The following is an 11612-nucleotide window of genomic DNA, read 5'->3' on the forward strand; positions in this document are numbered from 1 at the left end:
AGGAGGGATCGGTACGGCGGGGCGGCGCGCCGTACTGTGGTGGGACCTGCTCGGGTCAGGCGCGGTGTGGCGCGGGACCTGTGGAGGCGCGGGGAATCAGCCGCGAGCCGACCTCGGCGGACTGCGGCTCCGCGCCGTTGATGGTCTCGACGATCAGGTCGGCGGCGTGGGTGGCCACGGTCTGCGGCGAGATCCGGATGGTGGTGAGGGCCGGGATCGACATCGCGGCCAGCAGCGTGTCGTCGATGCCGATCACGCTGACCTGACCGGGCACGTCGACCCCGGAGTGTGCGAGTTGGTGCAGGACGCCGATCGCGACCAGGTCGTTGTGGGCGAGGATCGCGGTGGCGCCGTTCGCCACGGCCAGGGTCGCGGCGTGCAGACCGGTCTCGAAACGCGGCTCGTACGGGCCGAGCTCGACGACCGACAGCCCCTGGGCGTCGAAGGTTTCTCTTATCGACTTGCCCCGCAGGTGCTCCGGGCGCGAGCAGTTGACGAAGACACAGCTGGTGTGACCGAGCGCGCGCAGATGTTCCGCGGCCTGGCTGATGCCGGACGTCAGCGAGATGTGCAGCTCGGGGATGCCTTTGACCTGCCGGTTCACCAGGACCAGCGGGATCTCCCGGGCCAGCTCCTGCAGCCGGCCGTCGGACAGGGTCGAGGCCCACAGCACCAGACCGTCGACCTTCTTCACGATCGCGTCGATGGTCTCCAGCTCGTCGGACTCGCGCTCGTCGCAGTCCGCGACCAGGAGCGTGTAGCCGTGGTTGCGGGCCCGCGCCTGCATCGCCTTCACGATCGGCGGGAAGAACGGGTTCGCGATGTCCGGGACGACCAGGCCGAGCGATTCCGTGCGGCCGCTGCGCAGCGTCCGGGCCGCGGGGTCGGGCCGGTACCCGAGCTGCCGTGCGGCGTCGGTGACCCGCTGCCGGGTCGCCTCCTGCACCTGGTCCGGCGCGGTGAAGACCCGGGACACCGTCGACGGGGACACACCCGCCAGTTGCGCGACTTCCCTGACCGTGGCGGCCATCCGGATCTCCTTGCTCTCGGACTCAGCGTTGAAACATGTTTGCAATCGTTCCTGGTTGTGTCAACAGCTCGTTTCTGTTTCATCACAGAAGCTCTGGCGTACGCCTGAAATCGTGGGATACGGTGCGATGACAACGTTCCTGAAACAGAGCAGGGGTCAGATGAAGATCACGGGCTGGGAAGTGCTCACCCTCCCCGACCGGGGCGACGCGATGATGCTCGTCGTGGTCGACACCGACGAGGGCATCCACGGCATCGGCGAGGTCGGGCTGCGGTCCCGGCAACAGGCCGTGGCCGGCGCGCTGTCCCATCTGGGCGGGCTGGTGCTCGGCGAGGACCCGCTGCGGACAGAGCAGCTGTGGCAGCTGATGTTCCGGTCCGGGTTCTACCCCGCCGACCGGGTGATCGCGTCCGCGATCGCGGCGATCGACGTCGCGTTGTGGGACATCCGCGGCAAGGCATACGGCGTCCCCGTGCACGAGCTGCTCGGCGGGCAGGTGCGGGAGTACGTGCCGTGCTACGTCCACCTGGGCGACGGGATGGCGGACCGCCCGCGCTTCCTCGAACGGTGCCGCACGCTCGTTGCCGACGGTTGGACCCACCTACGATTCTCGGTGCCGCACGACGGCGACGTCCTCGACGAGCGCCGGACACTGCGGGACGGGATCGCGTTGTTCCACGAGGTCCGCGACGCGGTCGGCGACTCCGTGGAGCTGATCCTCGACGTCCACACCCGGCTCGACCCACCCGAAGCGGTCACGCTGTGCCGCGAGATCGAATCCGCCCGCCCGTACTTCGTCGAGGACGCGCTCCGCGCCGAACACCCCGACTCGTACCGCATGCTGCGCGCGCGAACCGGCGTACCGCTGGCGGCCGGCGAACAGTTCGCGTCCAAGTGGGAGTTCGCACCACTGATCGAGAACGAACTGATCGACTACGCCCGCGTCGACATCGCCATCGCCGCCGGCCTGACCGAAGCCCGCAAGATCGCCGCCGCCTGCGAAACCCACAACATCAAACTAGCCACCCACAACCCCCTGGGCCCCGTCACCGCCGCCTCATCCCTGCACCTCAACCTCACCACCCCCGTAGCCGCCATCCAGGAACACCAGTCGGACCCCGACGACACTCTGGCCCGCTTCTTCACCCACCGCCCCACCATCACCCCCGGCCGAGTACTCCCCTCAACCACCCCCGGCCTAGGCATCGACATCGACCGAGACCTAGCCCGAGCCCACCCCACCCCACCCCGCCCCCTCCCCACCCTCCACCGCCCCGACGGCTCTTTCACCAACTGGTAATCCCCTCTGCAACAACCTGCAGCCCTGTGGAATGCGGGCGAGGCCGTGTCCTGCAAAGGTGCCGGGCCGCCGTTCACGCGTCAGATGGCAGCCGGCAAGTCCCTGAAAGACATGCCTGCTTCACCGACCTGCGGGTTCAGATACGCCAAGTCCTCGCGCTGTGAGAAGTCCGGCACTTACAACGTCACAGCGACGGCGTACTGGACGGTGCACTGGACCGGCGGCGGTATGCAAGGCGACATCCCGCTCGACTTCAGCCGCTCGATCCCCCTTCGGGTCACCGATCTCCGACCGGTCCTCGTGGATCCCGACGGCGGCTCGGAGCAGCCGTCGGCCCCGCCGCGTACCTGCGTCAACTGACTGAACCCGTCCTGCGGAAAGATCTCGGGTCAACACGCTGCGAATATCCGAGGAGTGCTGAATGGCCGACGAGATCAGCGAAGAAGAGACCCGGGCCCGGCTGGATGATGCGCGGGACCCCCGCGAGGCCGCGGGGCTGGTTGCCAAGTTCACCGGATCCGGCTTTCAGGCGCCGCCCGGCAGCCCGCACGAGAACTACCAGCAGCTGAAGGACGCCGGCGTCGACGACAAGACCCTCGCCGCCGTCATCCGCGGCAAGGAAGCCAAGCAGGGTCACACCCGCTGAAAACGCGAACAGGCTCCCCCCGGCGCGGGGGGAGCCTGTTCGGTTTCGTCAGCGGTGCAGGTCGAAGCGGTCGAGCTCCATGACCTTGTGCCAGGCGGCGACGAAGTCGGTGGCGAACCGCTCCTTGGCGTCGTCACTCGCGTAGACCTCGGCGACGGCGCGGAGTTCGGAGTTGGAGCCGAAGACCAGGTCGGCGCGGGTGCCGGTCCACTTGACCGCCCCGTCGACGGTGGCCTCGAACGTCTCCTCGCTCTCGTCGGTGGCGTGCCACTCGGTGCCGAGGTCGAGCAGGTTCACGAAGAAGTCGTTCGTGAGCGTGCCCGGGTTCTCGGTCAGCACGCCGTGCTTCGAGCCGTCGTAGTTGGCGCCCAGGACACGCAGGCCGCCGACCAGCACGGTCAGCTCCGGCGCGCTCAGGGTGAGCAGGTTCGCGCGGTCGAGCAGCAGGTACTCGGCCGGCAGCCGGTTGCCCTTGCCGTAGTAGTTGCGGAACCCGTCCGCGACCGGCTCGAGCGCGGCGAACGAGTCCGCGTCGGTCTGCTCCGCCGAGGCGTCGACCCGGCCGGGCGTGAACGGTACGACAACGTCGTACCCGGCGTTCTTCGCGGCGATCTCGACACCGACACCGCCGGCGAGGACGATCACGTCCGCGAGCGAGACCGGCTTCGCGAACGACTGCTGGATGCCCTCGAGCGTCCGCAGTACCTGCGCGAGCTCGTCGGGGTTGTTGACCTCCCATCCGCTCTGCGGCTGCAGGCGGATCCGGGCGCCGTTGGCGCCACCGCGCTTGTCGCTGCCACGGAACGTCGACGCGGACGCCCACGCGGTCGAAACCAGCTGCGACACCGACAGGCCGGAGGCAGCGATCGCGGCCTTCAGCGCGGTCACGTCGGCGTCGGTGATCAGCTCGTGGTCGACGGCCGGAAGCGGGTCCTGCCAGATCAGCACCTCGCTCGGGACCTCGGAGCCGAGGTACCGCACGATCGGGCCCATGTCGCGGTGGGTCAGCTTGTACCAGGCCCGCGCGAACGCGTCCGCGAACTCGTCGGGGTTGTCCTTGAACCGCCGCGAGATCGGCTCGTAGATCGGGTCGAAGCGCAGCGACAGGTCGGTGGTCAGCATCGTCGGCAGCTTCTTCGGGCCGTCGTACGCGTCCGGGATGATCGCCTCGGCGTTCTTGGCGACCCACTGGTTCGCGCCGGCCGGGCTCTTGCTGAGCTCCCACTCGTGGCCGAACAGGATCTCGAAGAAGTCGTTCGTCCACTGCGTCGGCTTCGTGGTCCAGGTGACCTCGAGACCACTGGTGATCGAGTCCTTGCCCTTGCCGCTGTTGTACGTGCTCTTCCAGCCCAGGCCCAGCGCCTCGATCGGCGCGCCCTCCGGCTCCGCGCCGACGTTCTCGGCCGGGCCGGCGCCGTGGGTCTTGCCGAACGTGTGGCCGCCGGCGATCAGCGCGACGGTCTCCTCGTCGTTCATCGCCATCCGGCCGAACGTCTCGCGGATGTCGCGGGCCGCCGCGACCGGGTCCGGGTTGCCGTTCGGGCCTTCGGGGTTCACGTAGATGAGGCCCATCTGGACCGCGCCGAGCGGACGCTCGAGGTCGCGCTCACCGGAGTACCGCTCGTCGGCGAGCCAACTGGTCTCCGGGCCCCAGTACACGTCGGTCTCCGGCTCCCACACGTCCTCGCGGCCGCCGGCGAACCCGAAGGTCTTGAAGCCCATCGTCTCCAGCGCGACGTTGCCGGTGAGGATCATCAGGTCGGCCCAGGAGATCTTCTGGCCGTACTTCTTCTTGACCGGCCACAGCAGCCGGCGGGCCTTGTCCAGGTTGCCGTTGTCCGGCCAGCTGTTCAGCGGCGCGAACCGCTGCTGACCGGCGCCGGCGCCGCCGCGGCCGTCGTGGATCCGGTACGTGCCGGCGCTGTGCCAGGCCATCCGGATCATCAGCGGGCCGTAGTTCCCGAAGTCGGCCGGCCACCAGTCCTGCGACGTGGTCAGCACGTCGGCGATGTCCGCCTTGACCGCGGCCAGGTCCAGCGTCGCGAACTCGGCGGCGTAGTCGAACTCCTCCCCGAGCGGGTTCGACACCGGCTGGTTCTTGGCCAGGATCTTCAGGTTCAGCTGGTTCGGCCACCATCCGCGGTTGGCGTTCCCGCTGGTCGGGTGCACGCCCTGACCGTGGTTCACCGGGCAGCCGCCGGTCTCGGCGCCGCGGCTCTCCGCGGAGGCTTCGCCGGGCAGGGGCTCATGGTTCTCGGACATCGGATTCCTTCCAGGACTGGACGTTTTCAAAGGAAGTCAGGTACGTCGTGCGCAGTCCGCGCACAGGCCCCAATAGATGACCTCGGCCTCGTCGATGACGAACCCGTGGTCGTCCGACGCGGTCAGGCAGGGCGCATGCCCGACCGCGCAGTCGACATCGGCGATGGCGCCGCACGAGCGGCAGACGACATGGTGATGGTTGTCCCCCACACGCGATTCGTACCGCGCCACCGACCCCAGCGGCTGGATCCGCCGCACCAGTCCCGCCGCGGTCAACGTGTGCAGCGAGTCGTACACCGCCTGGTGCGACGCCTGCGGCAATTCGTTGCGCACGGCACCGATAATCGAGTCGGTGTCCGCATGTGGATGCCCGTACACCGCGGCCAGCACAGCCAGCCGCGGCCGAGTCACCCGCAACGACGCTCCACGCAACAACCCCTGGAGCTCATCCACTGTCGGCACGCCCCGCAGTCTTCCGCGTTTTCTGGAATGAGTCAAGATTAGCTTCCGCGTTTCCTAAGCTGGTTGAACGTTCTCCAGGTCCTTCAGCAGGCGCGGGTGGCGCGGTTGCCAGTTGAGGGCCTGGCGGGTGTGGGCGCTGGAAGACGGCTGATCTGCGGCGAAGATCGGGCCGAGTGGGCCGTACGTCTCCGCCGGGACCGACTGCACCGGGAGGCCGAGGCGGCGACCGATGACGGCAGCGATGTCTCGTACGGCGTCACCTTCGTCGTCGACGGCGTGCCACGCGGTCCCGGCCGGCGCGTTCTCGAGGACCAGCCGGAAGAGTACGGCGGCGTCGAGCGCGTGTACGGCGGGCCAGCGCTGCGTGCCGTCACCGGGATAGCCGGAGACACCTGTCTGGCGCGCGATCTGCGTCAGCAGGCCGGCGAATCCTCCGTCGCCTTGATTGTGGACCGTGCGCGGCATCCGTACGGCGGCGCTTCGCACACCGCGCTCAGCCAGCGCGAGGGCTGCCATGACGGACCGACCTCGCCCGCCGACGGGCCCCTCGGTCGGCAGCGGATCAGCCTCGGTCGAGGCGCGGCCCGGAATCCACGGCGTACCCGACACGGTCACGAGCGGACGATTGCTGCCCACCAACTCCTCCCCCATGGCCGCGAGCGCGGCACTCTCCTCGGCGATTCCCGCCGCGAGCGCCTCCGGGCTGCTGAAGTCGTTGCTGAAGGCAAGATGAATCACACCGTCGGACTTGGCCGCACCGGCGCGTAGAACATCCAGGTCGGCGAGCCCGCCACGGACGGCGTCCGCGCCGGCGGCTTCCAGCGTCGCTTCGGACGCGTCGGAACGCGCGAGACCCAGGACCGTGTGGCCGTTGTCGAGCAGTTCGCGGACGACGGCGGATCCGATCAGCCCGGTACCGCCGGTGATGAAGACCTGCATGGAGATGCTCCTCTGGAGTGATGAGACCTTTGTCCCATCACCGTAGCACCTGACGGGACAAAGGTCCCATCACCTAGAATGGCCGCATGGCTCGATGGGAACCCGGCGCGCGCGATCGGCTGGTCCTGGCCGCGGTGGACCTGTTCGCCGACCAGGGTTACGACGCGACGACGGTCGCCCAGATCGCCGAACGCGCCGGCGTCACCAAGAGCACGTTCTTCCGCCACTTCCCCGACAAGCGGGAACTCCTGGTGGCCGGCCAGGAAACGTTGTGCCGCCTGCTCGTCGAGGGCATCACCGAAGCACCCGAGACAGCCACTCCTCTCGAGGCAGTCGCCGTGGGCCTCGAACGCGCCTCGAACGCCATGGGCCCGATCAACCGCGAACTGGGCCCACGCCTCAAAGCCGCCATCGCCGCCAGCACCGAACTCCAAGAACGCGACACCCTGAAACGCGTAGGCCTCGCCACCGCCATGACCGAGGCCCTCCTCTCCCGAGGCATCCCCGACCCCTTGGCCCACCTAGCCGCCGAACTAGGCGTCTTAGCCTTCAAGCGCGGCTACACCGAATGGACAGACCTGGACCACGACGACACCGGCCTGGCCCCACACGTCCTAGCAGCCCTGGAAGACCTCCGCACCGCCACCACCTCACTGACCTGAGCCCATAGCGAGGCTGAGGTCAGGAAGACCTACGACGCGAACCACCGGGCCCGAGCCAAGCTCCGCTTCGACTGCCCAACCCAGCCCAGGAGCCGAGCGAAGCGAAGGCGCAGGGGGTGCGGGTGGCGGAGCCCCCGCTCCGCGGCAAGCGAAGCGCAGCCGCACAAATAACGAAGGCGACCCGGTCTGCGCTTTCCGCAGACACGAGTCGCCCATCGTCTTCGTGGAGCTGAGGGGATTCGAACCCCTGGCCTCTTCGTTGCGAACGAAGCGCGCTACCAACTGCGCCACAGCCCCGAGCTGGTCACCTGGTTTCCCTGGCGACCGCGAAACTCTAACACGTAGAGGCCCGCAGACTAAAACCGGATATCAGTCGCCGACCGCGCGCTTCACCTCGGGCAGTTCTTCGGGCTTGGGGGCGACGGTTTCGGCGATCGCGGGCTTGTCGGCGGGGTCCGTCGTGCGGGCGCTGGAGAAGACCTCGTCGTCGGTCAGCGAGATCGTCCGGACGGTGCGGTCGGGGGCCTTCTCCTTGAGCACGTACGTCGGCAGCGTGACCGGCACCGGGTCCCACAGGCCCTCCGACGGCTGCTTGACCTCGGGCTCCGGAGTGGGCTCGGCGGGGAGCTTGACCTCGATGGTCATCTCCTCGTCGGGCGACGGCGCGGGCTTGCCGGCGGGGCCGCGGTCGTGGCGTGCCCGAGCGCGGGCGCGGCGTTCCGCGGCGGCTTCCGCGCGGGCGCGGGCCTGGCGGCGCAGCTGCACCCGGGTGAGGACGACGAAGGCGGCGATCGACGCGCCCGGGATCGCCACCGACCACCACGGCAGCATCGCCAGTCCGGCGAGGGCCACGACGGACAGCAGCGAAAGGGTCAGGATCGACAGCACCCGCCGACGGCGCATCGCGGCCACCCGGCGGGCTCGGTTGGGAACGTACCGCTTGGGTGGCGACGGGTCGTCGGTGGCGGTCGGACCGGCCGGGCGTACGACGTACCGCGGCCGCGACGGGTCACGGGACAGGACGCGCGCTTCGGCGGACGACGGCACCACCGGGCGGCGCCGCGCCTCGTCGCCCCGCTTCAGCCACATCGGGACGAGGTAGGCGGCCCACGCGGCGACGATCGCCACATAGATCAGCCCTGTCGTCCCCATGCGACGACGCTAAGGCGCGGCGGGGGCCAGATGAGGTACGTGAGCCGGTGTGTCGCAAGAAGACTCGTGTGACTGATGTGAATAGCACGCAGGGTAGTCACACCAGTCGCGCTACGAGACCGGGTCCGACCTCTTCGACGTTGAGCGCGAAGATGCGGTGATCGCGCCAGTCGCCGTCGATGTGCAGGAACCTCGGCCGCTCGCCCTCGTACCGGAAGCCGAGCTTCTCCACGACGCGCAGGCTGGCCTTGTTCTCCGGGCGGATGGCCACTTCGATCCTGTGCAGGCCGAGGGTGAACCAGCAGTGGTCCGCGGCCATCGCGACGGCGGTCGGCACGATCCCGCGACCGGCGTACTGCTCGTCGACCCAGTAGCCGAGGTTCGCCCAGCGCGCCGAGCCGTACGTGATCCCGGACACCGTGAGCTGCCCGACCAGCGGCCACTTCGCCCGCGCGCCGGCGCCCGCGGCACCGCCGTACGTGATGACGAACGGCAGCATCCGCCCATACCGTGCCTGCCGGTTCCAGTCGCGTGCCATCGCGCGGAACGTGCGCGCACCGTCGTCCGCACCCGGTGGCTGCGTCGCGTCCCACGGCCGCAGCCAGCTGACGTTTCGCTGGCGTGCGGCGGCCCACTCGCTACCGTCGGCGGCTCGCAGTGGTCGCAGCCCGACCTGGCCGTGTTTCAGCTCGACCGGCCACTGGACAACTGCCATCAGTCGCCGTCCGTCCGGACGTGGTCGCCGCCGTGCACCTGCTCGACCGCGTGGCGCAGCAACGGCTCCAGCACGGCGAGACCGTCCTTCACACCACCCCGTGAACCAGGCAGGTTGACGATGACCGTGCGCCCGGCGACTCCAGCCAGCCCGCGGGACAGCGAGGCCGTTGGTACGCCGTTGGCCACGCCGTACGCCCGGATGGCTTCGGCGATGCCCGGCACGACCTTCGTCAGCACTGCGGCTGTCTGCTCGGGTGTCTCGTCCGTCGGGGAGATCCCGGTGCCGCCGGTCGTCAGCACAACGTCGTACGCCGCCTCGACCGCTGCGCGGAGCGCATCACCGACCGGGGCGCCATCGGGCACGACCTCAGGCCCTGACACGTCGAAACCCCACGACGCCAGCCGCGACGCGATCAGCGGACCAGTGGTGTCGGTGTAGACCCCAGCGGCCGCCCTGTTGGAGACGCTGACGACGAGGGCCCTCACGGCCGCTCCCAGTGCCCGGTCTTACCGCCTTCTTTCAGCTCGACCCGCACGTCGGTCAGCACCGCGGCCGGATCCAGCGCCTTCACCATGTCGATGACGGCCAGCCCGGCGACGGCGACCGCGGTCAACGCCTCCATCTCGACGCCGGTCCGGTCGGTGGTCTTCACCTGCGCCTGGATCAGCACAGCGTCGTCGGCGACCTCCAGGTCGACCTTGGCGCCGGTGATCGCGATCGGATGGCACAACGGGACCAGATCTGGGGTCCGCTTCGCGCCCATGATGCCGGCGATCCGCGCGACCCCTAAAGCGTCGCCTTTCGGTACGCCGTCGCCGCGCAGCGCCGCGACCACCTCGGCCGAGACCAGAACCTTGCCGCTGGCAACAGCTCGCCGGGCGCCGGTCTCCTTCGCCGAGACGTCGACCATCCGCGCGGCCCCGGTTTCGTCGACATGGGTCAGGCCCGGTGGCGGCTCGGTCATCAGACATCCCCTAACAGCATCAGCTCGACCTGATCGCCGGCGCGGACCGAGGTCACGTCCTCGGGCACCACGATCAGCGCGTTCGCCCGGCTCAACCCGCCCAGCAGGTGTGAGCCGTGCCCGCCGACTGTACTGGCCATCCAGCCCTCGTCGCCGGATGTGGCCGCCGCGCGGACGAACTGCCGCCGCCCCGCGGGCGAGCTGAACCCGTCCAGCGTCACGCCCGGGACCAGCGCCCGCCGGTACGGCATCTGGCCCATCATCTTGCGCAGCGCGGGCCGCACGAACACCTCGAACGAGATGTACGCCGAGACCGGGTTGCCGGGCAGCGTGAAGATCGGGATCTCGTCCTCACCGATCACCCCGAATCCCTGCGGCTTCCCCGGCTGCATCGCGACCTGCGGAAAGTCGACCGTGCCGAGTTTGGACAGCTCCTCCTTCACAATGTCGTACGCGCCCATGCTGACGCCGCCGGTGGTGATGACCAGGTCGGCGCGGACCAACTGGTCGGACAGCGTGTCCATGATCCGTTTGGGGTCGTCGTCCACGATGCCGACGCGATACACCACCGCCCCGGCGTCCCGCGCGCACGCGGCCAGGGTGTAGCTGTTCGAGTCGTAGATCTGCCCGTCGCCCAACCGGCTGCCCGGCTCGCGCAGCTCGGCCCCGGTCGAGATCACCACGACCCGCGGCCGCGGTCTCGCCTTCACCCGCGCCCGGCCGACCGCGGCGAGCACGGCGATCTGCCGCGGGCCGAGGACCGTGTCGCCGTCCAGCACCTGCGCCCCGGCCGTCACGTCCTCGCCCGCACGCCGCACCGACCCGCCGAGCGGCGGCTGCTGCGTGATTCGCACGCTGACCGTCCCGCCGTCGGTCCACTCGACCGGCACCACACTGTCCGCTCCGCGCGGCATCGGCGCGCCGGTCATGATCCGCACACAGGTCCCGGGGGTGACCACGATCGGCTCGCTGTGCCCGGCCCGGAACTCCCCGACCACCGGCAGGCTGATCGGGTTCTCGTCCGAGGCGCCGGCCAGGTCGGCCGCCTGAACGGCGTATCCGTCCATGGCGGAGTTGTCGAAGCCCGGCAGGCTCACCCCCGAGACGATGTCCTCGCAGAGCACCAGCCCGACCGCGTCCATCAACGGCTGGTCGAACGCCGGCAGGGCCGCGACCCGACCGAGTACGACCTCTAGATGCTCATCCACACTTCGTCTCACGAGCTCGACCCTAATCCACGGATCCGCCGTTCCAGGCGATAGTTCCCGGAGGGTGCACCAAGAAGTCCGGCCAGGTTCCAGGTCCTGTGTGGTGATCCAGCGCCGTAGCGACGAGGTGCCGTGCCGAGTGCCCCGCAGTAGGCGATGGATCACCACACAGGGCCTAGCCTCGATCTTTCGTGTGGCTGGTTGATGAGTGGTTGTGGGTTGGGGTTTTGAGGGGGGATCGGGCTGGGCAGGGCGGGGCTCCGGCGCTG

General features: G+C 69.3%; 13 protein-coding genes and 1 tRNA gene. 4 read left to right on the plus strand and 10 right to left on the minus strand.

Features of this window, described 5'->3' with window-relative positions; translation table 11 throughout:
• Positions 1-55: 55 nt before the first annotated feature.
• Positions 56-1030 (minus strand): LacI family DNA-binding transcriptional regulator, encoded by a 975-nt coding sequence (locus tag AB0L64_RS38165; RefSeq protein WP_363717850.1) that lies wholly within the window; start codon positions 1028-1030, stop codon positions 56-58.
• Between the two features lie 160 nt (positions 1031-1190).
• Here AB0L64_RS38165 and AB0L64_RS38170 point away from each other — a divergent pair, with 160 nt between their 5' ends.
• The 3 genes from AB0L64_RS38170 to AB0L64_RS38180 all read left to right on the plus strand — a co-directional run bounded on the left by AB0L64_RS38170 (position 1191) and on the right by AB0L64_RS38180 (position 2976).
• Complete coding sequence (locus tag AB0L64_RS38170; protein ID WP_363717851.1) at positions 1191-2330, plus strand: mandelate racemase/muconate lactonizing enzyme family protein; 1140 nt, start codon at positions 1191-1193, stop codon at positions 2328-2330.
• A gap of 111 nt (positions 2331-2441) precedes the next feature.
• Positions 2442-2690 (plus strand): hypothetical protein, encoded by a 249-nt coding sequence (locus AB0L64_RS38175; RefSeq protein ID WP_363717852.1) that lies wholly within the window; start codon positions 2442-2444, stop codon positions 2688-2690.
• A gap of 61 nt (positions 2691-2751) precedes the next feature.
• A complete protein-coding gene (locus tag AB0L64_RS38180) occupies positions 2752-2976 on the plus strand; it encodes a hypothetical protein (RefSeq protein ID WP_363717853.1) in 225 nt (74 codons plus the stop codon).
• Between the two features lie 48 nt (positions 2977-3024).
• On the opposite strand, the gene katG is transcribed toward AB0L64_RS38180, so the two are convergent.
• From katG to AB0L64_RS38195, 3 genes are read right to left on the minus strand one after another with little or no spacing between them, the layout of a single operon-like run.
• Positions 3025-5238, minus strand: a complete 2214-nt coding sequence (gene katG, locus AB0L64_RS38185; protein WP_363717854.1) for a catalase/peroxidase HPI — start codon at positions 5236-5238, stop codon at positions 3025-3027.
• Positions 5239-5274: 36 nt separating this feature from the next.
• Complete coding sequence (locus AB0L64_RS38190; RefSeq protein ID WP_355700780.1) at positions 5275-5700, minus strand: Fur family transcriptional regulator; 426 nt, start codon at positions 5698-5700, stop codon at positions 5275-5277.
• A gap of 54 nt (positions 5701-5754) precedes the next feature.
• The gene (locus AB0L64_RS38195) at positions 5755-6639 is read right to left on the minus strand and encodes an SDR family oxidoreductase (protein WP_363717855.1); all 885 of its coding nucleotides are present in this window, start codon (positions 6637-6639) and stop codon (positions 5755-5757) included.
• An 86-nt stretch (positions 6640-6725) separates the two neighbouring features.
• Between AB0L64_RS38195 and AB0L64_RS38200 the strand changes: the two genes are divergently transcribed.
• Complete coding sequence (locus AB0L64_RS38200; protein ID WP_363717856.1) at positions 6726-7301, plus strand: helix-turn-helix domain-containing protein; 576 nt, start codon at positions 6726-6728, stop codon at positions 7299-7301.
• A gap of 224 nt (positions 7302-7525) precedes the next feature.
• On the opposite strand, the gene AB0L64_RS38205 is transcribed toward AB0L64_RS38200, so the two are convergent.
• The 6 genes from AB0L64_RS38205 to glp form a co-directional block, all read right to left on the minus strand.
• Positions 7526-7598 (minus strand) — tRNA-Ala (locus tag AB0L64_RS38205).
• A gap of 72 nt (positions 7599-7670) precedes the next feature.
• A complete protein-coding gene (locus AB0L64_RS38210) occupies positions 7671-8453 on the minus strand; it encodes a hypothetical protein (RefSeq protein ID WP_363717857.1) in 783 nt (260 codons plus the stop codon).
• Between the two features lie 97 nt (positions 8454-8550).
• Positions 8551-9168 (minus strand): GNAT family protein, encoded by a 618-nt coding sequence (locus AB0L64_RS38215; protein ID WP_363717858.1) that lies wholly within the window; start codon positions 9166-9168, stop codon positions 8551-8553.
• Positions 9168-9656 carry a MogA/MoaB family molybdenum cofactor biosynthesis protein gene (locus tag AB0L64_RS38220; RefSeq protein WP_363717859.1) on the minus strand — a complete coding sequence of 163 codons (489 nt, stop codon included), beginning with the start codon at positions 9654-9656 and terminating at the stop codon, positions 9168-9170. The genes AB0L64_RS38215 and AB0L64_RS38220 overlap by 1 nt, the downstream gene beginning before the upstream one ends.
• Complete coding sequence (moaC, locus tag AB0L64_RS38225) at positions 9653-10135, minus strand: cyclic pyranopterin monophosphate synthase MoaC (protein WP_363717860.1); 483 nt, start codon at positions 10133-10135, stop codon at positions 9653-9655. The genes AB0L64_RS38220 and moaC overlap by 4 nt, the downstream gene beginning before the upstream one ends.
• Positions 10135-11355, minus strand: coding sequence for a gephyrin-like molybdotransferase Glp (gene glp / locus AB0L64_RS38230; RefSeq protein ID WP_359926935.1), 1221 nt, complete (start codon positions 11353-11355; stop codon positions 10135-10137). Before glp ends, moaC begins: the two co-directional genes overlap by 1 nt.
• Between the last annotated feature and the right edge of the window lie 257 nt (positions 11356-11612).

This window comes from Kribbella sp. NPDC051936 (assembly GCF_040680955.1).
In the GTDB taxonomy this organism is placed as follows: Bacteria; Actinomycetota; Actinomycetes; order Propionibacteriales; family Kribbellaceae; genus Kribbella.